16 protein-coding genes and 2 pseudogenes are annotated in these 23012 nt (G+C 71.1%); 9 read left to right on the plus strand and 9 right to left on the minus strand.

What is annotated here, in order from left to right; all coding sequences use genetic code 11:
- Window positions 1–53: 53 nt before the first annotated feature.
- The gene (locus tag QT196_RS31515) at window positions 54–797 is read right to left on the minus strand and encodes a helix-turn-helix domain-containing protein (protein ID WP_248001395.1); all 744 of its coding nucleotides are present in this window, start codon (window positions 795–797) and stop codon (window positions 54–56) included.
- 1381 nt (window positions 798–2178) lie between these two features.
- Between QT196_RS31515 and QT196_RS31520 the strand changes: the two are divergent.
- Together QT196_RS31520 and QT196_RS31525 are read left to right on the plus strand one after the other, a co-directional pair.
- Window positions 2179–2654, plus strand: a pseudogene (locus QT196_RS31520) (hypothetical protein); the annotation flags it as partial.
- Window positions 2655–2708: 54 nt separating this feature from the next.
- Window positions 2709–4337, plus strand: coding sequence for an ISAzo13 family transposase (locus tag QT196_RS31525; RefSeq protein ID WP_168476530.1), 1629 nt, complete (start codon window positions 2709–2711; stop codon window positions 4335–4337).
- A 93-nt stretch (window positions 4338–4430) separates the two neighbouring features.
- On the opposite strand, the gene QT196_RS31530 is transcribed toward QT196_RS31525, so the two are convergent.
- Complete coding sequence (locus tag QT196_RS31530; RefSeq protein WP_168482123.1) at window positions 4431–4874, minus strand: MarR family winged helix-turn-helix transcriptional regulator; 444 nt, start codon at window positions 4872–4874, stop codon at window positions 4431–4433.
- Between the two features lie 93 nt (window positions 4875–4967).
- On the opposite strand from QT196_RS31530, the gene QT196_RS31535 reads away from it, so the two are divergent.
- Complete coding sequence (locus tag QT196_RS31535; protein WP_168482125.1) at window positions 4968–5363, plus strand: nuclear transport factor 2 family protein; 396 nt, start codon at window positions 4968–4970, stop codon at window positions 5361–5363.
- Window positions 5364–5567: 204 nt separating this feature from the next.
- Here QT196_RS31535 and QT196_RS31540 read toward each other — a convergent pair whose 3' ends face one another.
- On the minus strand, window positions 5568–6656 hold the full coding sequence (locus QT196_RS31540; protein WP_168484114.1) for a M20 family metallopeptidase: 1089 nt from the start codon (window positions 6654–6656) through the stop codon (window positions 5568–5570).
- Window positions 6657–6924: 268 nt separating this feature from the next.
- On the opposite strand from QT196_RS31540, the pseudogene QT196_RS39435 reads away from it, so the two are divergent.
- Window positions 6925–7158: pseudogene (locus QT196_RS39435) on the plus strand (chaplin); the annotation flags it as partial.
- A gap of 404 nt (window positions 7159–7562) precedes the next feature.
- On the opposite strand, the gene QT196_RS31550 reads toward QT196_RS39435, so the two are convergent.
- On the minus strand, window positions 7563–10697 hold the full coding sequence (locus tag QT196_RS31550; protein WP_290356155.1) for a glycoside hydrolase family 38 C-terminal domain-containing protein: 3135 nt from the start codon (window positions 10695–10697) through the stop codon (window positions 7563–7565).
- A 382-nt stretch (window positions 10698–11079) separates the two neighbouring features.
- On the opposite strand from QT196_RS31550, the gene QT196_RS31555 reads away from it, so the two are divergent.
- Window positions 11080–11445: an ATP-binding protein gene (locus QT196_RS31555; RefSeq protein ID WP_356948489.1), complete on the plus strand. Its 366-nt coding sequence runs from the start codon at window positions 11080–11082 to the stop codon at window positions 11443–11445.
- A 39-nt stretch (window positions 11446–11484) separates the two neighbouring features.
- Here the strand turns inward: QT196_RS31555 and QT196_RS31560 are convergent, their stop codons facing one another.
- Together QT196_RS31560 and QT196_RS31565 are read right to left on the minus strand one after the other, a co-directional pair.
- Entirely contained in the window at window positions 11485–12570 is a 1086-nt protein-coding gene (locus QT196_RS31560; RefSeq protein ID WP_290356156.1) for a DUF2637 domain-containing protein, read from the minus strand.
- Between the two features lie 255 nt (window positions 12571–12825).
- Window positions 12826–13665, minus strand: coding sequence for a (2Fe-2S)-binding protein (locus QT196_RS31565; RefSeq protein ID WP_290356157.1), 840 nt, complete (start codon window positions 13663–13665; stop codon window positions 12826–12828).
- A 174-nt stretch (window positions 13666–13839) separates the two neighbouring features.
- Between QT196_RS31565 and QT196_RS31570 the strand changes: the two genes are divergently transcribed.
- Complete coding sequence (locus QT196_RS31570) at window positions 13840–14535, plus strand: GntR family transcriptional regulator (RefSeq protein ID WP_290356158.1); 696 nt, start codon at window positions 13840–13842, stop codon at window positions 14533–14535.
- A gap of 18 nt (window positions 14536–14553) precedes the next feature.
- On the opposite strand, the gene QT196_RS31575 is transcribed toward QT196_RS31570, so the two are convergent.
- The 3 genes from QT196_RS31575 to QT196_RS31585 all read right to left on the minus strand — a co-directional run bounded on the left by QT196_RS31575 (window position 14554) and on the right by QT196_RS31585 (window position 18671).
- Window positions 14554–15429, minus strand: coding sequence for a hypothetical protein (locus QT196_RS31575; protein WP_248001397.1), 876 nt, complete (start codon window positions 15427–15429; stop codon window positions 14554–14556).
- Between the two features lie 394 nt (window positions 15430–15823).
- Window positions 15824–16696, minus strand: coding sequence for a hypothetical protein (locus QT196_RS31580; RefSeq protein ID WP_248001398.1), 873 nt, complete (start codon window positions 16694–16696; stop codon window positions 15824–15826).
- Between the two features lie 307 nt (window positions 16697–17003).
- Window positions 17004–18671 carry a PucR family transcriptional regulator ligand-binding domain-containing protein gene (locus QT196_RS31585; protein ID WP_168482137.1) on the minus strand — a complete coding sequence of 556 codons (1668 nt, stop codon included), beginning with the start codon at window positions 18669–18671 and terminating at the stop codon, window positions 17004–17006.
- Window positions 18672–18931: 260 nt separating this feature from the next.
- On the opposite strand from QT196_RS31585, the gene QT196_RS31590 reads away from it, so the two are divergent.
- The 3 genes from QT196_RS31590 to QT196_RS31600 are packed head-to-tail and all read left to right on the plus strand — an operon-like array spanning window position 18932 to window position 22823.
- Entirely contained in the window at window positions 18932–19819 is an 888-nt protein-coding gene (locus QT196_RS31590; RefSeq protein ID WP_168482139.1) for a xanthine dehydrogenase family protein subunit M, read from the plus strand.
- The gene (locus tag QT196_RS31595) at window positions 19810–20406 is read left to right on the plus strand and encodes a (2Fe-2S)-binding protein (RefSeq protein WP_085923897.1); all 597 of its coding nucleotides are present in this window, start codon (window positions 19810–19812) and stop codon (window positions 20404–20406) included. Before QT196_RS31590 ends, QT196_RS31595 begins: the two co-directional genes overlap by 10 nt.
- Window positions 20407–20411: 5 nt before the next feature.
- Window positions 20412–22823, plus strand: coding sequence for a molybdopterin cofactor-binding domain-containing protein (locus tag QT196_RS31600; protein WP_168482144.1), 2412 nt, complete (start codon window positions 20412–20414; stop codon window positions 22821–22823).
- The last annotated feature ends 189 nt before the right edge of the window (window positions 22824–23012 follow it).

Here is a 23012-nt window from a genome sequence, read left to right on the forward strand (position 1 = left end):
CTGTCGGCCACATTGTCAGTGAGCACGGGATGACCCGTTCTGCTGCGGTCCTGCTACAGCTCTACCGGCCGGCCGTCTTCCCACAGCGCTGCCACATGGCCCGCAAACCGGTCGTACAAGCCGTCATCTTCCAGCCTGCGAAGGTGAAGCATGGGGGACTCGTCGCCGAGGAGCGACGCAATATGCGGCGTGACGAGCATCTGATCGTCGAACATGAAGACGCTCAGTGCGATGTGTTGATCGCTGAAGCGCGCCTCCACGCCGTCGCACGGCCCCATCTTCGTCAGCGCATCAAGCGTGATCTTGATGCGGGTACTGACGGTCAGCGGAACGCCTTCCACCTCTTCCCGCTTCGTCGTCACGTCCGACTCGGGGTCGCCGACGAGGAAGCGAATACGTGCACCCAGCTTCGCCTTCGTCGCCAGGCGCGCCCCGAGCCGCGGATGCTGCTGCCATAGGAAGTAGTTCGTGTAGCCGGCGAACGTGAGGTTCTGGGATGCTCCGTCGATAAGGGATGCCCACAGTGACGTGGGAGCGGCGCTGCGGAAGGGATACGCTGCCACGATCTCTCGGTCGTGCCCGGTCTTGACGCGCGAAGCCACAACCGACTTGGGCCACAGAGTCACGGGGTCCACTCCTAGCTCACGGCCGACGTCCTCCCGTGTGGTCTCCCGCGGGGAGCGCTCAGGGTTGCTCAGCCATCGCTCGACGGTCTTGCATTCCACCCCGACCTTACGTGCCAGCTGCCGGGGCCTGATGCCGGCCTGTGTCATAGCGTCGCGCAGCGCATTGTTCAAGGTTCCTCCCCGGGACGTTTGGGCCTCTTAGGACGATAGCGACACAGCGGCCGGTACGTCCCCGGTGTGGGCATACCAACGTCCCGTGTGGCGACCGATCTTCAGAGCATGACCGAGCGACAGAGAGACCTGACGCCGGCGGAACACCTGCCCGACCCGCTCGGGGCCCGCCGGATCCCAGCCCGGACTGCCTGGACTGCCGATCGTGGGTGAGGGTTCGGGACGACGCCCGTGCCCGCAACGACTACGCGGCGTCCGCGGTTGCAGCGGAGGAGCTGCACCTCCACGCGACCAAGTGCGAGCGGCGAAGGCGGTCCGAATGACGTCGGGCGAGCACGAGCCGCAGCACGACCGGCCGGACGACGTCCTGTTGAACACAGCCCTCGTCCGTCCCTACACGATCCCGGGTGTCACCTTCGTACCGGCGTCGGAGGCCATCAAGCCTTGCCCCGTCCCGTGCGACTGCTGCAAGTGGGCGGGGCGGCAATGAGGCGGCGGCAGTGTGCGAAGCGTGCATCGTGGCCAGTTCCCCGGCCGGGCGGGGCCCCGACGTGGGTCCGGTGCAGCCGAGAGCACCGGCACAAGGGCGGCTTCCACATTGCCGACTTCCCCAGCTTCGGTCGCGTCGTCTACTGGCGACGCTCCCACCAAACCCCCGGCGCCTAGCACCGCCGGGCGCGCTCCTCACGGAGGTCTACGTCACCCCCGTGAAAGCCCCCGTTGTTCCGGTACCACGGCGACGCAGTGGGGAGCGCGAAGCGGTCGCCCGGTCCCCCTCGGCGCCGGGCGACCTCCCTCAGACCCCCGTCCCGGGTTCGCTTTGGTCGGCATACCCGGGGCGGGTTCGCAAGCCCCCCTTCTGGGTGAGATGCGCCAACCCGCGGCCGTACGCATGTCGCTGAGAGGAGAGTGGTCAGAAGTCGACCCCATGCTCACAACGGAGGCCCGATGCTCCCCACGATGGCGAAACACGGATGCCCGCCCGAGTACCACACGACGAACATCAAAGCCGACGGAACACACGTCCAGGAATGCCACTCCTGCGGATACACCATCACGCACGAGGGGCAAGGAGGAGGTAGCAATGCTCTGCCTAGCGCCCAGTCCCGACGCGCCGACCCAAACGGCCGTCGGGGAGATTGAACCCAATCTGGCACCCACGGCCGGACCGCAGTGCCCGGTCTGTGGGTCAGGTAACACGTACACCGAGACCGACGGGAATATGACCACCTGGATCGTCTGTCAGAACCCTGGTTGCGGCGCGCGCTCCTGCTGAGCCGCGCACCGCAACTCGGCGTGACCAACACCGGTCAGAGAAGTGCCTTAGCCCCATGTACCGAACGCAGGTAGGCGGGGCTTTCTCATGCCTCCACACTCCCCCTGGGGCGATGTCCGGGAGACGCTGCGCGGTCTGATCCCCAAGGTCCGGCCGAAGGAGAACCGTAAGTTCCTCGACCGGATGCTGAAGAAGCACGCCGAGGCGCTGGAAGGCGTGGTCAAGGCCTACACCCGCAAGGTCGAGAAGCACACCCCGATCCACCCCGAGTACGTCGCCTCCGTCCTGGACGAAGAGGCCGCCGACGACGCCGTCTTCACCGTCGACACCGGTATGTGCAACGTCTGGGCCGCCCGCTACCTCACCCCCAACGGCCGCCGCCGGGTGATCGGTTCGTTCCACAAGGGCCCGGCCCTGGTCGACATCGTCACCGACCCCAACGCCCTGTCCAGCCGCCGAAGATCAGCGCCGAGATGGTCTCCGGCTTCGCCCTGTCGGCCGGAAAGATGGTGCTGGACGGCGGAGTCGGCCGCATGCTGCAAATGGCCCGCTCCAACTTGCGTAACATCCCCCGGCCTTAAGGGCCTGCCGGTCATCAAGGTGTTGCTTTCGAGGTTGGTGCTCGTTGATGGCGTATGCGCATCCCGGACGAGACTCGTGATCAACTTGCCGTGAAGTTCGCGGTGTTGTTCCCGCATCTGGACGAGCGACAGCGGCGGTTGCTGGTGGCCGCAGAGGCCCGAAGCCTGGGCCATGGCGGCATCCGGGCCGTGGGCCGGGCGGCTGGAGTGAGCGAGACAACGATCCGCAGGGGTATGTCCGACCTGGAGGCGGGCGAATCCCTGGTGGGGCGGGTGCGGCGGCCGGGCGGCGGGCGCAAACGCGTCGCGGACCTCGATCCTGGACTGCGGATTGCTCTGTTGAGTCTGGTCGAGCCGGACGAGCGCGGGGATCCGATGTCGCCGTTGCGGTGGACAACCAAGTCGACCCGCATGCTGGCGGCCGAGCTGACCCGCCAGGGGCACCGGGTCGGCGCCGACACCGTCGCCGGCCTGCTACGGCAGGAGGGCTTCCGGCTGCAGGCCAATGCCAAGACGCTCGAGGGCAGTCAGCATGCCGACCGGGATACCCAGTTCCGGTATCTCAACGAGCAGGCACGCGGTCACCGGGATGCCGGCCAGCCGGTGATCAGCGTGGACACGAAGAAGAAGGAGCTGGTCGGTGACTTCCGCAATCCGGGCCGTTCGTGGCGGCCGACGGGCGATCCGGTGCTGGTGCGAGTGCATGACTTCGCCGATCCGCAGCTGGGCAAGGCCATCCCCTATGGCATCTACGACCTGGCGGCCGACACCGGCTGGGTGAACGTCGGCACTGACCATGACACCGCCGCGTTCGCGGTGGAGTCGATCCGCCGCTGGTGGCATGACCAGGGTCGGGCCGCTTATCCGCAGGCTTCCCGGTTGCTGATCACCGCCGATGCGGGCGGCTCCAACGGCTATCGCACCCGGGCCTGGAAACTGCACCTCGCCCGCCTGGCCGCTGAGACCGGCCTGGCCATCACGGTCTGTCACCTGCCGCCGGGCACATCGAAGTGGAACAAGATCGAGCACCGGCTCTTCTCGCACATCACCATGAACTGGCGCGGCCGCCCGCTGACCAGCCACGAAGTCATCCTCGAATCAATCGCCGCGACCACCACCCGCGCCGGACTACGCGTGAAGGCCCAGCTGGACACCAATACCTATCCCACCGGTATTGGGGTCGGCGACGCGGAGATGGCGGCCTTGCCGCTGACCCGGCACAACTTCCACGGCGACTGGAACTATGCCGTGCATCCCCGGCCGACCCCGGCTATCCCAGCAGCGCGGAACGGTCAGCCACCGACGCCTCAGTGGAAGCCGGCACTGCTGTCCGATCCCGCGCTAACCGGCCTGGCCCCACACCAGCTCCAGCACCTCATCGAAACCCTGGCTGCGGAAGGAGACACCCACCGCGGACGCCCACCCCGCCTCACCTTCGCCGACCAGGTCGTGGCCACCGTGCTCCATCTACGCGTCAACCTGGCCGCGGAACCCCTCGCCGTGCTCTTCAACAGCAGCCGGACTGCCATGCACCGCACCCTGCTGAAGATCAAGAAGTTACTCGAAGCACACGGCATCAACGTCCCGCCGGCCACCACCCCACCCGCCGCACTCGCAACCCTCCAAGCCCAGGTCATCGCCCTCGACAGCGCCCCCAACAGCAAGATCAAGACGACGTGTTAATGATCGGCAGGCCCTAAGGGCTGTCCCGTAATCCCTGACGGGCGCACGGATTACGCGACAGCCCTAAAGGGCTGCGGGTCAGGGGCCCGCCACCTACCCGAACGGCCCGTCGACCGTGAAACGGCGCAGTTGACGGGCAAAAGCCTCCGCCTCACCCGGTGGCCACGAGGACAGGCTCGCCATGATGTGCGCGGCCAGCCGCTCCCGCAGCTCGGCCACCATGCGCTCGCCCTGCGCGGTGAGGACGAGCAACTGCGCGCGCCGGTCGGCGGGATCGGCCTCGCGGCGGACGAGGCCGGCGGCCTCCAGTCGTGAGGCGCGCCGGGTGACACCGGAGCGGTCGACCCCGGCGTCGGGCGCCAGGTCGGCGGCGCTGCGGGGGCCGGTCCGGGCGAGTGCGCTGAGGACCGGGTATGTCAGTTCGTCCACCGCCTCCCCCATGCCCTCGGTGAGCTGCTGGTGCAGCTGTGTGCGGGTGGTGCGCCTGAGCAGGATGCCCAGCGCCGCTGCGATCTCATGTCCTACTTCGTTCTCCACCTCACCAGAATAGCGTGCGTAACGCACGCGTCTGCTGCTACAGTGCAGGAGATGCGTGCGCGACGCACGCACTGCTTTCTTGAGGGGACTCCCATGACGCGCACCGGTTTTATCGAAGCCGCTCTGAACGACCTGCTCTTCGCCCGCGACATCACCGTGCAGGAGGCCGCCGACCGCCACTTCGCCCCCGAGTACCGCCAGCGCACGGACGGGGAGTGGATCGACCGCGCCGGGTTCGTCGAGCACATCACCCACCTGCGCACCCTCGTCGCCGGCGGCCAGGTCCAGGTCCACGAGGAGCTGTACGACGGCAGCAAGTACGCCGACCGGCACACCGTCGACATCACGAAGAAGGACGGCTCGACCGTGCGCATGGAGGTCTATGTATTCGCCGACTTCGCGCCCGACGGTCGCTTCCGCCGCATCGAGGAGACCACCCTGATGCTCCAGGGCGCCGACACCGACCGCAACATGGGCAGCGCCCGCTGAGCTCCGGCCCGCGATCGGTGCCGCTAGGGCGTGTCTTTCGGATCACCCCGGGGCCGCGACGTCTGGCACGGCACCTCGCGGCGTTGTCGCCTCACCCGAGTACGCCCAGTACGCGGCAAAGGCTCCGCCTTGCGATGCACCGCACCAGACGCCGCGGCCTGATCCGGGCTGATCCAAAAGACACGCCCTAGCCCGCCCGCTCCCTCACCGCGCGCGGACGGCCCCGCTCCGCTCCGGGTGCTGAAGGGCGTTCACCAGCCCGGCGATCAGCTGTGCCCGCTCGGCCATGGCGTCGATCACCAGATACTCGTGATCGGCGTGGGCGCCGCCTCCGACCGCCCCCAGGCCATCGAGGGTCGGCACCCCCAGCGCGGCCGTGAAGTTGCCATCGCTTCCGCCACCGACGGCCACGGCTTCGATCCCGGGAAGCAACTCTTGCGCCACCGCGAAGAGCCCGGCCGCCGCCGACTCGGGCATCGGCGGCCGGCCGACGGCGCCGGTCACCGTGATCTCGGCCTCGTCGAGATGCGGAGCAAGTGCCGCGAAGGCGGCCTCGATGCGCTCCTTCTCTGCGGCCGACTCGACCCGGACATCGACGGTGACGGCCGCCTCCGCGGGCACGACGTTGTCCAGGGTGCCCGCGGCGGCGACCGTCGGGGTCACGGTCGTGCCGATGTCGGGCCGGCCGAGCGCCGCGATATCCAGCACCTGGTGCGCCGCCTCGATCAGGGCATTGACCCCGGCCGCCGGTTCCAGGCCCGCGTGCGACGCCCGGCCCCTGATGGCGACATGGAACGTGCCACAGCCCTTACGGCCGGTCTTGAGGGCCCCGCCCTCCGCGGCACCCTCACCCACCAGTACGGCGCCGCAGGCGAGGGCGCGCTCCTCGATGAGAGCCCGGGAGGAGTGGGAGCCGACCTCTTCGTCTGCGGTCACCAGGATCTCCATGCCCGACCGGTCCTCGGCCATCGCCACACCATGGATCGCCTGCACCAGCCCGCCGAGCATGTCGAAGACTCCGGGGCCGGTCGCCCGCCCGTCCGCGACCGTGAACGGGCGGCGCGCCAGCGTGCCGAGCGGGAACACCGTGTCGTGGTGACCGAGGATCAGAACCGCCGGATCGCCGCCGCCGGACCAGTGGACGTGCGGCCCGGCCTCGCTCTCGATGAGGACGGCCTGCCCGCCGAGCCGTCGCTCGATGACGGCGGCAACAACCTTGGCCGACGCCCGCAAGGCATCCAGATCGCGGGAGGGGGATTCGACCTCGACGAGCGTCCTGAGGTCCTCGATCATCGCGTCGATGTCTGCGTCGACGGTCCTGTGCGGCGTCACGCGGCAAGGGTACGTCGAACGCCGTGCCGGAACGGGCTCAGCTGCCCGCTTCCTCGCTTCTGGCCCAGGGTTTGGCCGATGCCCCTGACCTCACCACGCGGTCTCTAAACCACACTTATCCCCGAAAAGAGTGAAATGTTAGCAAACTCTCTAAGGATGGGGCCGTACGCGCCGAAGGGAAGTAACAGGAAGCGGCAGTGAGCCGCTTGGAGCGATCGGGAGATTGTTTATGTCACGGATCACGCGGGTGACTGCTATGGCCGCTCTTGCGGCAAGCACCGCCCTGGGGGGCATGTCGGCAGCGTACGCAGACGCCGGCGCGGCCGGCGGCGCGGCCAATTCGCCGGGAGTGGTGTCGGGCAACGCGATTCAGGTCCCGATCCACATTCCGGTCAATGTGTGCGGCAACACCATCAACATCGTGGGGCTGCTGAACCCGGCCTTCGGTAACACCTGCCTCAACGGTCACATCGACCGCCGGGTGGAGGTGCACCGTCACCACCACGTCACGCACCACCACCACGTCAAGCACGCCAAGAAGAAGCACCACGTCAAGAAGCACCACGCCAAGAAGCACCACCACCACAAGCCGTCCGGTGGCGTGCACACCGGCGGTGGCGGCCTGGTCGACGTCGAGCGCTAGGCCGCTCGCTTGGATCATCTGATCGTTGCAAGCGTGCGTGCACTGCGCCGCGGACCCGGCTGACGCCGATAAGGGCCCGAACCGCGCGGTGTGGAGGCACTCCACGAGCACGCATGCTCACCGGCACACGGCCGGGGTCCCGTTCCACGGGGCCCCGGCCGGCGCGTTGTCCGGCGCTTTCCCTCACGTCCGGTCCGCCGCCGGTCCGGACCGAACGCCCGGGCTCACCCGGCGGGCGGATGCTGCGGCCGGAGCCGCAGGGTCAGGATCTGGAACGGGCGCAGCTCGACCGCCACATCGGACGTCGGGCCTTCCTCCTCCTCGTGCAGCGGACGCTCCAACAGGTCGGTCACGGTGGCGTGTGCCACGGGGAAGCCGGGGGAGACGGTGCCGGTGGCCCGGCCGCCGTGGGACTCGTACAGCCGCACCACCACATCGCCGCTGCGGTCCTCGGCGAGCTTGACCGACTCGACGGTGACGGCCGGGTGGTCGACGCGGATCAGCGGGGGGACGGGCGGTGCGTCGGCCGTCCTGAGGGGCAGGTTGAGTGCCAGGCCCCCGGCGACCGCGTCCCCGACTCCGGCGCCCGGCAGCAGTGCGTAGGTGAAGCGGTGGGGGCCCTGGTCGGCCTCGGGGTCGGGGCTGTGCGGTGCGCGCAGCAGGGTCAGCCGTACCGTCGTGCCCAGGCCCTCGGGGTGCGGGGTGCGGGTCACGTCATGGCCGTACGTCGAGTCGTTGAGCAGCGCGACGCCGTAGCCCGGCTCGGCGACCCGTAGCCAGCGGTGCGCACAGATCTCGAAACGGGCCGCGTCCCAGCTGGTGTTGGCGTGGGTGGGGCGGTGCACGTGGCCGAACTGGATCTCGGAGGTGGACCGTTCGGCGTGCACATCCAGCGGGAAGGCGGCCTTGAGGACCTTCTCCGATTCGTGCCAGTCGATGTCGGTGGTGATGTCGAGTCGGTGTGAGCCGGCGCGCAGGGTCAGCTCCTGGGTGATCCGGGACGCGCCGAACGCCCTGGTCACCCGGACCGTCGCGGACAGTGGCCCGGCCGTGGCCAGCTCCACGGACTCGGCGTCGGTCAGATCGGTGTGCCGGCGGCGGTAATGCCGGTCGAGGTCCCAGGCGTCGTACTGGGTGGGGTGATCGGGGTGCAGCTGGAGCAGATTGCCGCGGGCGCCCGGTGCCAGCACCTCCCGTCCGGCGTGCAGATCGCGTACGGAGGTCAGCAGGCCGTCGGCATCGACGCGTACCCGCAGCAGGCCGTTGTCGAGGGTGAGAGTGCCCTCGGCGCCGGTCTCCGCCCGTACGGCCGGCGGCGGTGGTGTGGGGGAGTCCGGGCCGGGCGGGCGGACGGGCGCCGAGCCCAGGGCGGGTACATGGACCGCGACGGCGTCCGGCCCGTCCGACTCCGGGTCCGACGCCGGCAGGGCGACGATCTCGTCCCGGGCGTACGGCGAGGCGTTGAACACCGTCGGCACGTCGGCCGCCACGGGCCCGGAGCCCTCCAGCGCCCCGAGCGCCGTCTCGATGATCCCGGTCAGCTCCGCCTCGACCGCCGCATACGTGGCGCGGGCCTCGCGATGGACCCAGGCGATGGACGAGCCCGGCAGGATGTCGTGGAACTGGTGCAGCAGTACGGTCTTCCAGAGGCGGTCGAGGGCGTCGTACGGGTAGGCGTACGACGCGTCGGCGCCCGCCCGTACCGCCGCCGTCGTCGCCCACAACTCCGCCTCGCGCAGCAGATGTTCACTGCGCCGGTTGCCCTGTTTGGTCTTCGCCTGCGAGGTGTACGTACCGCGGTGGAACTCCAGGTACAGCTCGCCCGACCAGACCGGCGCCGCCGCCCCGTACTCCTCATGGGCGGCCTCGAAGAACCGGGCCGGCGGCTCGATCTCGACCCGGGGTGAACCCTCCAGGGACCGCAGCCGGCGGGCCCGCTCCAGCATCTCGCGGGTCGGTCCGCCGCCGCCGTCCCCCCAGCCGAAGGGGACCAGTGAGCGGGTGGCGCGGCCCTTCTCGGCGAAGTTGCGGGCGGCGTGCGCGAGTTCGCGGGCGTGGAAGCGGGAGTTGTAGGTGTCGACGGGCGGGAAGTGGGTGAAGACGCGGGTGCCGTCGATGCCCTCCCACCAGAAGGTGTGGTGCGGCATCTTGTCGGTCTGGTTCCACGACAGCTTCTGCGTGAGGAACCACTTCGCACCGGCCAGCCGGGCCAGCTGCGGGAAGGCGGCGGTGTAGCCGAACGAGTCCGGCAGCCAGATCTCCTCGGTCTCCACCCCCAGCTCCTCCAGGAAGAAGCGCTTGCCGTGCACGAGCTGCCGGGCCAGCGCCTCACCGCCGGGCATATTGGCGTCGGACTCCACCCACATCGAGCCGACCGGCGCCCAGTTGCCCTCCTGTACGGCCTCCTTGATGCGCTCCCAGATGTGCGGCTGGTGCTCCTTGACCCAGGCGTACTGCTGCGCCTGCGAGCAGGCGAAGGTCAACTCCGGGTATTCCTTGGCGAGTTGGGTGACGTTGGCGAAGGTGCGGGACGCCTTGCGTACGGTCTCGCGCAGCGGCCACAGCCAGGCGGAGTCGATATGGGCATGCCCGGTGGCCGAGACACGATGGGCGCTCGCGGTGGCCGGGCGGCTCAGGACGTCCGCCAGCGCTGCCCGCCCCGCGGCCGCCGTGCCCCCGACGTCGTGCAGATCCAGCGCGTCCAGCATGTCCTCCAGGGCCCGCAGGATCTCGTGCCGGCGCGCGCCGTCGGCGGGCAGTTCGTACATCAGCTCCGACAGCACCTCGATGTCCAGGATCAGCTGCCAGACGGTCTCGTCGAGCACCGCCAGGTCCGCCGAGGCGAAGCGGTACAGCGGCCGGTGCGGAGCGGTCCGTACATCGCCGAGGTCGGTGGGGCGGAAGTCCCGCAGCACCGCCGGATTCGCGGCGGCCTCCAGCAGCAGCCGCACCTCCTCGCCGCCGCTGACCGGCGCGCCGACGGGGAGGTGCCGGTTGCGCGGATGGATGCCCTTGAGCGGCACCCCGTCGCCGTCGTAGAGCAGCCCCTCGGCCTGGAAGCCGGGCCCGTCGCCGCTGAAACCGGGATCGATGACGGCCTCCACCCGCCGCCCCGCCCACTCCTGCGGCACCTCACCCGCCAGCCGGAACCAGCTGGTGGACCACGGCGGCCCCCAGGGCTCGCCCGCCGTGAACGGCTCGTACGTGGCCCGCAGCGCCTCGTCCACCGGTACCGGTTCTCCGGGCGCGTGCCAGACGGCCAGCCGCAGGGGCACCCGCGCCGCGTACTGCGCAGGCCTGATGAACTGCCCCAGCGCCCGCTCCAGGCGCCCCTCCACCAGCAGTCGGTCGTCGTGCACAGCGGCTCCTCACGCTCGTACTGCCCACGCCCGGGGCGCGGGCGGGCTGCCCCGGCGGCAACCGGGGGAGTGCTCGCTCGTGTCCGGGTGCGGCCGGGGTTTCGCGACAGGCTCGGGGTCAGGCATACCCACTGGGCCCCGCCCGGCGCACCCGGCGCGCGGGCGGCGCTCCCGCGACGTGGCGCGCGGAAGCATGGCGGCAGATCGGATGGGCATGCTGACCGTGAGGCTGTTCGAGGCAGAGCGCCGAGGTTCGTTGGGGGCGGGGGAGAAAATGCGTCAGCCTGTGCGGCGCGAGGAACGGGACAGAACGCAGGAAACGGCCGAGGGGGGCCGGAACGGGGGGACCACCGCGCGAGCGCCACGAGTGCTGGAGCGGAAGGTGCGGCATGCGGATCTGAAGGCGGTCGGTGAGGTGCGCCGGGAGCTGCGCCAGCTGCTGAGCCGCTGGACGGTGCCGGGGGGCGGCGAGCTCGCGGAGGTCGCGACGCTGCTCACCAGCGAGCTGGTCACCAATGCCCTGGTGCATGCCGAGGGCGGTGCCGTCGTCACCGCCAGGGTCAGCGACCGGCTGCGGGTGGAGGTCCGGGACTTCGTCCCCGGACGCCCAGAGCCCCGCCCACCGACCACCGACGGGACCTCCGGCAGGGGGCTGATGCTGGTGCGTTCCTTAGCCGACGCATGGGGGATACGCACCGAGAGTCTCGGGAAGAGTGTGTGGTTCGAGCTGGGCGGCGGACCGGCCTGACCCATGGGCGAGGCGTCGGCCGGCGCGGTCCGCCACCGGTCAGCCGAATTGCCGTTCGATCTCGGCGAGTTTCTCCTCGAGGGAGTCCAGACGGGGAATCGTCTGGGTGTCGTCCTCGGCGGTGAGATCCACGGTCCGCGGGGGCCCGGCCGGAGTCCCGGCACCCTCCGCCTCAGCGCCTGCCACGGCCTTGAGAGCCGGGCGGGAGCGCAGCGGCGACTCTCCGGTGAGCAGCGGCTGGGAGATACCGGCTATGGCGGGGTCCGGGCCGGCCACCTCCGCGGCCGCCGCTTGGGACACCGCCAGTTGCCGCCCGCCGGCCCGGCCGAGGCCCCAGCTGCGGTGCTGCCGGTTGATGGCCTTGATGCGGGCCCGGTCGAGCTTGCCCTGCTCGCGCCGGCGGTGCCGGTTCTGCTCCTTCTCGCGCCGGTCCTCGCGGACCTCCTCGACCGCCTCCTCCAGCGTCCGTACGCCCTCCAGCAGCATCAGCGACCAGGCCGCGAAGGTCTCGCGGGGCGCCCGCAGCCAGCGCACGATCCGGATCTGCGGCAGCGGCCGCGGCACCAGGCCCTGCTCACGCAGCGCCGCCCGGCGGGTCTGCTTGAGCGCCCGGTCGAAGAGCACCGCGGCCGACAGCGACATCCCGGCGAAGAACTGCGGTGCGCCCGCGTGCCCCAGGCCGCGCGGCGCATGCACCCAGTTGAACCACGCCGCCGCGCCCGCGAACGTCCACACCAGCATCCGGGAGCCGAGCGCCGCATCGCCGTGACTGGCCTCCCGTACGGCGAGCACGGAACAGAACATCGCCGCCCCGTCGAGCCCGAACGGCACCAGATACTCCCAGCCCCCGGAGAGGTTGAGGTTCTGCACGCCGAAGCCGACCAGCCCGTGGAAGGACAGCGCCGCGGCGACCGCCGCACAGCAGAACAGCAGCAGATAGGAGGCCGAAGCGAAGACGGTCTCCTTACGGCGGCGTCGCTCCTCGCTGCGCTCCCAGGAGTCCTCACCGCCGGACCGCGCCGCCGCCCGCTTCCCCCGCACCACCAGCGCCGCGGCCGCGAACACACCGACGAGCAGCAGGGCGCCGGGAACCAGCCAGTCCAGCGATATATCGGTCATTCTCATTCTGGGATCCCTTTGCCTCGGGTACGCGATTCGCGCGACATCCTGACGGACCCCACCCCGGTAACCGAGGCATTCGGAACAAGAAGACGCCAAGGGGTGTGATGGAGCCACCGGGGGTCGAACTTGCATTCGTTGAGGGGGAGTTGAGTTCGAATGGCAGGGCGGGGCGGCAGGGGCGCGCGGTCTGCAACGTCCGACGGCCGGTGAGGCCACATCTCAGGGAGGGGCGCGAAACGTCGAGCCCCTGAGCGTCCGTCAGGTGCCCGCAGTGAGGCGCTGGACGCGGTCCTCGTCGCGGGTGCGGGGGCAGGTGAGGCAGGTGTCGTCGGGGCGCAGGGTGTAGTACATGCAGCAGCTGGCGCGGTCCCGGGTTGTCAGGGGTTCGCCCTGGGGGGCGGTCAGGGTGCGGAATCCTGCGCTGCCGACGTAGGGGGCGGTGGCGCCGGGCAGTAGGCGTTCCAGTGCGGCCAGCGCTCGCGGTTCCTCGCCCAGGAGTTGTGCCACGTGCCAGAGGCCCTCGATGATCTCGTCGGATGCCATGCCCCACAGCGCCCGGGACCCGCGTCGCATCCGGGTGCGGAAGCCTTCCAGGACGGGTCCGAGGTGTCCGGCCACCGCGGCCCGGACCTCCGTGCGGAGTGCCTCCTCGTCCGGTACCACCCGGGCGCCGGGCAGTGCCGCTGCCGGATCGTCCGGGAGGCAGGCGAACGTGCTGATGCGCGCCGACATCCGGACCGGCTCGCGTCGCATCGAGACGTCCTGGACGGGCAGTCGCGGGACCCGGCGGTGCAGGAACCAGGGGACGGTGATCAGCAGGCAGGCCGGCCAGGCGTAGCGGTGCAGCGCGAAGCTCGCGACCACGTCCGGCCTGGCCGGGCGGCCGTGGTCGCGGATGATCTGTGCCTCGTCCCAGGCGAGAAAGGCGTCGAGGGTCTCGCCGCCGGCCGCCAGCCCGGCCGCGCAGACCCAGCCGTCACCGCTGGGCGGTGCCGTGTGCCAGGTGGTCACCCGCAGCCCGGGTAATGCGTCGGAGAGCCGGGCGTAGGCCTCGGCGACGGGGTGGGCCGTGGCCGGGGCGGCGAGAACAGAAGTCATGGGGGAGACCACCGAATCGCGATCGTTAGCAGGTAAGGCTTACCTTACCCGAAGGTCTACCCGTGTTCGATCGGCGCCAGTCCCGGAGGTCCGGCGAGGTTCCGGGACCGGCGCACGGATTTGTACTGTGGCCCGTGCCGCCTATGGTGCTGGGATACGTCAGGAGGATCCGTCATGGAACAGGGCACAGTGGAACAGGACTCGGTCGTGCGGGCGTGGGTGCCCGCGCAGCCCGGTCCCACCGCGCCCCGGCGGCACTCCGTCCGCGGCCAGGTGCTGGCCGCGCTGCGCCATGCGCTGGCCGGCGGGGAGCTGACCCCGGGCGAGGTCTACTCCGCCCCCGCGCTGGCCGAGCGCTACGGCGTCTCCGCGACCCCGGTCCGCGAGGCCATGCAGCAGCTGGCGTCCGAAGGTGCCGTCGAGGTCGTGCCCAACCGCGGTTTCCGGGTCGCCGAGTGCAGCTCCCGTGACCTCGCCGAGCTGGCCGAGGTCCGCAGGATGCTGGAGGTGCCCGCGATCATCCGGCTGGCGCGGGCGCTGGCCCCGGAGCGCTGGGAGGAGCTGCGCCCGCTCGCCGTGGCGGGTGTGGCCGCCGCCGCCCGCGGGGACCGGGCCGGTTATGCCGAGGCCGACCACGCCTTCCACGTGGCCCTGATGTCGCTCACCGGCAACCGCCGGCTCACCGAGGTCGCCGGCGATCTGCTGCGCCGCGCCCAGTGTCCGGCCGGCGGCTACCGGCTGCGTACGGCCGAGCTGCTGGCCGACGCCTCCGAGCACACGGCGCTGCTCGACGCCCTGGTGGCCCAGGAGTACGCGGTCGTCGAGCGGATCGCCCGCGAGCATGTCTCGGTGGCCCGGCACCCGCACTAGGGGGTGCCGTTCCGCAGCTCAGTCGGGGAGCAGCTCCTCCATCGGCAGCGCCGCGACGTCGGCGGCGGGGCGGGAGAGATAGAGCTCGGCGTGGTAGAAGCCGTCGCTTTCCTTGCCCGCGGTGGACAGGCCGAGGTCGGCCAGCGCGTCGAACGTCGCCTTCCGCTCGCCGCCGTCGGCGAACCGGCGCTGCCGGAAGGTGCGGGTGGTGAGCTTCTCCGTCACCAGGCCGGCCCGGGCCAGCAGTGCGGAGACGGGCTGGTAGGACACCGTGCGCAGGACGAACGCGGCGACCCATGGCGGCGTGGAGACATGGTCGAAGAGATGGCCGAAGGTGCGCGCGGTGATGTAGCCGACGCCGCCGGTGACGGTGATCAGGTCGGTGCCGGCCAGGACCCGCCGCAGCTCCGGGCTCGGCTCGTCGAGTTCCAGGTTCTCCGCGAATCCGTGGTCGAGCAGACCGACCGCCCGGGCATAGGCGACCGCGCGGTCCGCCGCGTCGATGCCCGTGATCCGGAAGGGCGCCTCGTTCCGCCGGGTGGCGAAGAATGTGCGGTCTTCTTCGAGGAGTTGGCGGGTGGTCGGCATGCCGGCACCGGGCGCGGCGTAGTGGCCGTAGAGGTCCGAGAGGGACAGCCGGTGGTTGAGCAGTGCGGCGTTGACCCCGTACGAGCAGCAGAGGTCGACGACGTTCAGTGGCGGGCGGTCGCTCCGGTGCCGTTGGAGGGTCTCGGCCACGGCGCGGAAGACCGCTTGGCCGTGGTGCGGAATCTGGTAGTCCAGCGGGTTCAGTGTGGTGAAGTACCGACGGGGATCCGGGCAGTTGTAAATCGCCTCGAAATCTGCCTTGCCCCAGTCCGTTCCAGCGGTCGTATTCGTCACTCCTGCTGTCATCTATGGCCTCCTGTCAAGGCTGTGCCAGTGGGTGGGGACCCAGCTGGTCCCGGACCAGCATCCAAGTCCCTGCCGCCGCCTCACAGTGCGACTTGCGGCCATTCTCGGGGCCTGTGGGGCGTGATGGAACACCCCGGCCCCCGGCTTCCGCCCATGGTCCCACCTCATGGTTCCCCCGGCTCGTCGACCGCGGGGGCGTCTGGCAACCACCGCGACCCGGCCGATCCGCCGCGGGGACCGTCCAGATCCGGCCATTCGCAGCGCGAGGGCGCATGGCCGACGAAGGGGGGTTGACGGCGCGAGGAGAAGGTGCAGGGCGGTGACAAACGGACGACGGCCAACCACTTGCCGTCGGCGTGTGGTTGGCCGTAGTCCGCGCTTGCCGGTGACCGTCCTAGGTCGCCGTGACGGCGGCGGTGGACAGATGGTCGGCGAGCCAGGTGGGGACGCCGCCCATGAGGCGGAACAGCCGGGCGGCCTCGGCGCGCAGCCGCGGTGCGTCGGTGTCCGGGACGGCGTCGGCCAGCGCCGCCAGGGCCGGGGCCGTGCCGATGAGGAAGCCCAGCTCCTCGCGGATCCGCAGCGACTCGGCGAAACCGTGCCGGGCCTCCGCCACTTCGCCGTCACGCAGCGCCAGCCCGGCCAGATGGCGCCAGGTGAAGGACAGCAGCAGGGTGTCGCCGTGCGCGGTGGCGCCGGCGTGCGCGCGGCGGTAGGCGGCGCGTGCCGCGTCCGGGCTGTCGGCGACGTGCTCGGCCATCAGCCCGCGGCGGAAGTCCAGCTGCGGGCGGCCGGGCGCGGCGGGCGCCAGCAGCGCGGCGGCCCGGCCGAGCGCCGAACGCGCCTCGTCGGCCCGGTCGCGGACGCCCAGGACCGTGGCGGCGTAGGCGAGATGGCCCCGCTCGCAGGCCGCGCCGCCGCGCTCGTCGTCGCCGCTCGCCAGGGCCTCGGCGCTGCGCAGCGCGTCCTCCGCCGCGGCCCAGCCGGTGGCCGTGAACATGCAGCGCTCCACCAGGAGCGCGGCGCGACGGAGCGCCGACGGGGCGTGACGGACGGCGTGTGGTTCCAGCAGCGCGGCCGCGTCGTCCCAGCAGCCGCGGGAGCGCAGTCGCCAAACGGCACGGTCGAGGGGGCTGTCCCCCTCGACCGTGCCGTGTGCCGGTTCCTCCGGTGCGGATGCGGGTCCTGGTACCGCGAGCGGTACCGGCTCCGCAGAACTGACGGGATCCACGGGATCCGCGGATCCTGACATGGCGGTATCCGCCACATTGCCCTCCCCTAGCGCGCCATTGAGCTGGAAGTTGCAAGACCGTGGGCGAATCTCAGCACGGATTCCGTCGTGGGGCCAAGGGGGCGAGTGAATGTTTTCACAATCACTTGGTGCGCGATTCCGGCAGGGGGCGCGGCGCTGATCGGGTGCGCCCTGCGGCGCTGCGCCGGCCCGCGCCCGTCCGCCGTGAACGGGATGCCGCCCGATCGGATGACCCCGAACGGCGCAGCCCGGGCCGACGGGATCGGGCCCGTGGACGCCCCGGCCGGGCGGGGCCGGGGCGCGCCCCGGCGCCTTGCCGCCGTCAGCTCATCCGCAGTGCGAGGAAGAAGTCGAGCTTGTCCTCCAGGCGGGACAGATCGCGGCCGGTCAGCTGCTCGATCCGGCCCACCCGGTAGCGGAGCGTGTTGACGTGCAGGTGGAGGCGGCCGGCGCAGCGGGTCCAGGAGCCGTCGCAGTCCAGGAACGCCTCCAGGGTGGGGATCAGCTCGGCGCGGTGCCGGCGGTCGTAGTCGCGCAGCGGGTCCAGGAGGCGGGCGGTGAAGGCCCGGCGGACGTCGTCCGGCACGAACGGCAGCAGCAGCACATGCGAGGCCAGCTCCTCGTGCCCGGCGGCGCAGACCCGGCCCGGACGGGCGGCGGCGACCCGGCGGGCGTGCCGGGCCTCCTCCAGCGCACCGCGCAGCCCCTCCGCCGAGTGCACCGAGGCGCTCACGCCGACCGTCAGCCGCCCGTCGTCCGCCAGACCGCGGCCCAGCGGCGCCTGGATGACGGAGAGCAGCTCCGCGGCGTGCAGACCGGCCGCCGAGGAGTCCCCGGGCTCGTCCGGGACGGGCAGCGGCACCAGCGCCACCGCCTCGTCGCCCGTGTGGGCCACCGCGATCCGGTCGGAGGGCTCCGGACCGAAGGTGCCCGGGTCGACCAGCACCTCCTCCAGCAGGCTCTGGGCGACCGGGCCGCCGGGGACGTCGCCGTCCTCCCACTCGACCCTGGCCACCACGATCTGCCAGTGCGGCGCGGTGCCCAGTCCGGGCAGCAGCACCGGGGCCGCCACCCGCAGCCGGGCCGCGATCTCGGCGGGCGGTGCGCCGGTCTGGACGAGCTCCAGCACTTCCTGGGCGAGCCGGCGGCGGACCGTACGGGCCGCGTCGCGCCGGTCGCGTTCCACGGCGATCAGCTGGGTGACGCCGTGCAGCAGGTCGAGGCGCTCCTCGGGCCAGTCACCGGCGTCCGCCTCGACGGCCAGCAGCCAGTCGCTGAGCAGGGTCTGGCGCAGGTCACGGCCGTCGTGGCGGATCGGGAACAGCGAGAACGTGCCGCCCGCGCCCTCCAGCGTGACGCGGTGCGGGCCGCGGCGGCCGCTGCGGGCGGCCGCCAGATGCTCCCCCGCGAGCCGGGCGGCCAGTTCGGTGGACAGCTCGGGCCCGGCGCCGGCCAGCGACGACCCGGCGATCTGCCGTCCGGTGGGGGAGAGCACCCAGGCCCGCAGATCCAGGTCGGAGCCGAGCAGGTCCAGGACCACCTCCGGGCCGCCGCCGGTGGGGCCCGACGTCATCAGCCGCCGGTGACGGTCCACCACGGCCGCGAGGTCACCGGCCCGTTCGCTGGAGACCTGGCGGACCACATGTTCGGTGATGGAGGCGAACGAGACGTCCTCGACGACCGAGAACAGCGGCAGCCGGTGCTGGACACAGGCCGCCACCAGGTCGTCCGGGACCGAGCCCAGCTCCGCCTCGCCCGCGGCGAGCCCGGCGACCCCGGCGGCGGCCAGGATGCGGACGAACCGCTCGCTGTCCTCCGGGGCGCGGCGCCAGGCCAGGCCCGTCAGCACCAGTTCGCCGCCGGAGAGGTAGCGGCTCGGGTCGCGCAGGTCGGTGGTCATCACGCCGCGTACGGTGCGGTCCAGCTCGTCCTCGCCCCCCAGCAGCCGCAGGCCCAGGGAGGGGGTGTCCAGGAGTGCGCGGAGCCGCATGACCTCGCCCGCCGTTCTTTGCTGTCTGGTGTTGCCGGTGGAATGCCGCGAGGTTTCAGAGCCTCGTCTTTCGTTCGAATCTACAAGACGGGTGCCGTGGCCAGCCAACCGCTTCATGGTTTCGGTGACTGCACCCGGCGGGTCCGGGGCGCGTTCACTAAGGCTCAACCGTTAACGAGACATGAACGGCTCCATGGCGATGTGAGCGCAGCGTCCTCACCATGAGTAACGAACGACCGATTTCGTAGAAGAGGCCAACCATGGACTTCCTTCGCCCCGCCAGCTGGGAGGAGGCGCTCGCCGCCAAGGCCGAGCACCCTACCGCTGTGCCGATCGCGGGCGGCACGGACGTGATGGTCGAGATCAACTTCGACCATCGCCGCCCCGAGTACCTGCTCGACCTGAACCGCATCGGTGACCTGAGCGAGTGGGAGGTCGGCGAGAAGACCGTGCGCCTGGGTGCCTCCGTTTCCTACACCCGGATCATGGAGAACCTGCGGGCCGAACTCCCGGGCCTGGCCTTGGCCTCGCACACCGTCGCCTCCCCGCAGATCCGCAACCGCGGCGGCGTCGGCGGCAACCTCGGCACCGCCTCCCCGGCCGGCGACGCGCACCCCGCGCTGCTCGCCTCGGGCGGTGCGGTCGAGGTCGAGTCCGTACGCGGCCGCCGGATGATCCCGATCGACGACTTCTACGTGGGCGTCAAGCGCAACGCCATGGAGCCCGACGAGCTGATCCGGTCGGTGCATCTGCCGAAGGCCGACGGACCGCAGCAGTTCTCCAAGGTCGGCACCCGTAACGCCATGGTGATCGCGGTGTGCGCCTTCGGTATCGCGCTGCACCCGGAGACCCGTACGGTCCGCACCGGCATCGGTTCCGCCGCGCCCACCCCCGTACGGGCCCGCGAGGCCGAGGAGTTCCTCGCCGCGGCGCTGGAGGAGGGTGGCTTCTGGGAGTCCGGCAACACCATTCCGCCGTCCGTCGCCAAGCAGTTCGCGCAGCTCGCCGCCGGCGCCTGCAACCCGATCGACGATGTGCGCGGCAGCGCCGCGTACCGCCGGCACGCGGTCGGCATCATGGCCCGCCGCACCCTCGGCTGGACCTGGGAGTCCTACCGCGGCAAGGAGAGGAGCGCACAGTGCGCGTGACATTCACCGTCAACGGCCGCCGCCAGGAGGCCGACGACGTCTGGGAAGGCGAGAGCCTGCTGTACGTCCTCCGGGAGCGGATGGGTCTGCCGGGCTCCAAGAACGCCTGTGAGCAGGGCGAGTGCGGTTCCTGCACGGTCCGGCTGGACGGTGTGCCGGTGTGCTCCTGTCTGGTCGCCGCGGGCCAGGTGGAGGGCCGCGACGTGGTGACCGTCGAGGGTCTGGCGGACTTCGCCAAGCAGCGCGCCGAGGGCGGCTGTGCCTCCGGTGTCTGCGGCACCGGCCTCGACGAGGCCCAGCAGTGGCAGGCCCGGCCCGCCGGTTCCCGTACCGGCGAGCAGGCCGAACTCGCCCCGATCCAGCAGGCGTTCATCGACGCCGGCGCGGTCCAGTGCGGCTTCTGCACCCCGGGCCTGCTGGTCGCCGCGGACGAGCTGCTGGAGCGCAACGACTCCCCGTCGGACGCCGATATCCGGGAGGCGCTGTCGGGCAACCTGTGCCGCTGCACGGGCTACGAGAAGATCCTCGACGCGGTCCGGCTGGCGGCCGCCCGCGGCGAAAACCGCACCGCCGGACAGGGGGCCTGAGCATCATGACCGGCACACCGCCACGAGCCGCTACCGCTCCGGGCCGTACCCCCACCAACCTCACCCAGGGCGGCCAGACCAAGGCCGGTATCGGCGAGTCCACGCTGCGGCCCGACGGCACCCTCAAGGTGACCGGCGAATTCGCCTACTCCTCGGACATGTGGCACGAGGACATGCTCTGGGGCTTCACCCTGCGCTCCACCGTCGCCCATGCCGAGATCAGGTCGATCGACACCGCTGAGGCCCTCGCGACCCCGGGTGTCTACGCCGTCCTGACCTACGACGACCTGCCCACCGACGTGAAGAACTACGGCCTGGAGATCCAGGACACCCCGGTTCTCGCGCACGGCAAGGTGCGCCACCACGGTGAGCCGGTGGCGCTGGTCGCCGCCGACCACCCGGAGACCGCGCGCCGCGCCGCCGCCAAGATCAAGATCGACTACGCCGAGCTGCCGGTCGTCACCGACGAGGCCTCCGCCACCGCCGAGGGCGCCCCGCTGATCCACGAGAACCGCGACGACCACCACGTGGGCCATGTCCCGCACCCGAACATCGTCCACCGCCAGCCGATCATCCGCGGCGACGCCGACGAGGCCGCCAAGAAGGCCGATGTCATCGTCTCCGGCGAGTATGTCTTCGGCATGCAGGACCAGGCCTTCCTCGGCCCGGAGTCCGGACTCGCGGTGCCCGGTGAGGACGGCGGTGTCGATCTCTACGTCGCCACTCAGTGGCTGCACTCCGACCTCCGCCAGATCGCCCCGGTCCTCGGCCTGCCCGAGGAGAAGGTGCGGATGACGCTGTCCGGCGTCGGCGGCGCGTTCGGCGGCCGCGAGGACCTGTCGATGCAGATCCACGCCTGCTTGCTGGCGCTGCGCACCGGCAAGCCCGTCAAGATCGTCTACAACCGGTTCGAGTCCTTCTTCGGACACGTCCACCGGCACCCGGCGAAGCTCTGGTACGAGCACGGCGCCACCAAGGACGGCAAGCTCACCCACCTCAAGTGCCGGATCGTGCTGGACGGCGGCGCCTACGCGTCCGCCTCCCCGGCCGTGGTCGGCAACGCCTCCTCGCTCGCCGTCGGCCCGTACGTCGTCGAGGACGTCGACATCGAGGCCATCGCGCTCTACTCCAACAACCCGCCCTGCGGCGCGATGCGCGGCTTCGGCGCGGTCCAGGCGTGCTTCGCCTACGAGGCGCAGATGGACAAGGTCGCCAAGAAGCTGGGGATGGACCCGGTCGAGTTCCGGCAGCTCAACGCCATGGAGCAGGGCACGCTCATGCCCACGGGCCAGCCGGTCGACTCCCCGGCCCCGGTCGCCGAACTCCTCCGCCGCGTCAAGGCGATGCCGCTCCCGCCCGAGCAGCAGTGGCTCACGGCCGGTGCGGGCGCCGATGTCCGGGCGCTGCCCGGCGGGCTGTCCAACACCACCCATGGCGAGGGCGTGGTCCGCGGTGTCGGCTACGCCGTCGGCATCAAGAACGTCGGCTTCTCCGAGGGCTTCGACGACTACTCCACCGCCCGGGTGCGGATGGAGGTCGTCGGCGGCGAGCCGGTCGCCACGGTCCACACCGCGATGGCGGAGGTCGGCCAGGGCGGTGTCACCGTCCATGCCCAGATCGCCCGTACGGAGCTGGGGGTCCAGCAGGTCACCATCCAGCCGGCCGACACCCAGGTCGGCTCGGCGGGTTCGACGTCCGCCTCCCGCCAGACGTACGTCACCGGCGGCGCGGTCAAGAACACCTGTGAGCACGTCCGCGAGCAGGTGCTCGACCTCGGGCGGCGCAAGTTCGGCACGTACCACCCGGCGTGGGCCACCGCCGAACTCCTGCTGGAGGGCGGCAAGGTCGTCACCGACGGCGGCGAGGTGCTCGCGACTCTGGCGGACGTCCTGGAGGACGCGGCGGTCGATCTGGAGCTGGAGTGGCGGCACCGCCCGACCGAGCCCTTCGACCTGCGGACCGGCCAGGGCAACGGCCATGTCCAGTACTCCTTCGCCGCCCACCGCGCGGTCGTCGAGGTGGACACCGAACTCGGCCTGGTCAAGGTCATCGAGCTGGCCTGCGCCCAGGACGTCGGCAAGGCGCTCAACCCGCTGTCCGTCGTCGGCCAGATCCAGGGCGGTACCACCCAGGGCCTGGGCGTGGCGGTGATGGAGGAGATCATCGTCGACCCCAAGACCGCGAAGGTGCGCAACCCCTCCTTCACGGACTACCTCATCCCCACGATTCTCGACACACCGACCATCCCGGTCGATGTGCTCGAACTCGCCGACGAGCACGCCCCCTACGGGCTGCGCGGTATCGGCGAGGCCCCCACCCTGTCGTCCACCCCGGCCGTCCTCGCGGCGATCCGGAACGCGACCGGGCTGGAGCTCAACAAGACGCCGGTGCGACCCGAGCACCTCACCGGCACATAGCGAGCCGTCCGGGGGCGACCTCGGACACCGGCCTCCGGGCGGTGCGTGTCAGGGGTGTCCCTGTCCGTCCTCCTCCGCGTACCGCCCGGAGACCGGACCCCCGCAGTAACGCAGTGACGCAGTGACGCAGTACGCAGTCGCTGCTCCGGTCCGCCGGTGCAGCACCCCTGATTCGTCTCGGGCCGTCCC

It is taken from the genome of Streptomyces sp. P9-2B-2 (assembly GCF_030406865.1).
GTDB lineage: Bacteria > Actinomycetota > Actinomycetes > Streptomycetales > Streptomycetaceae > Streptomyces > Streptomyces platensis.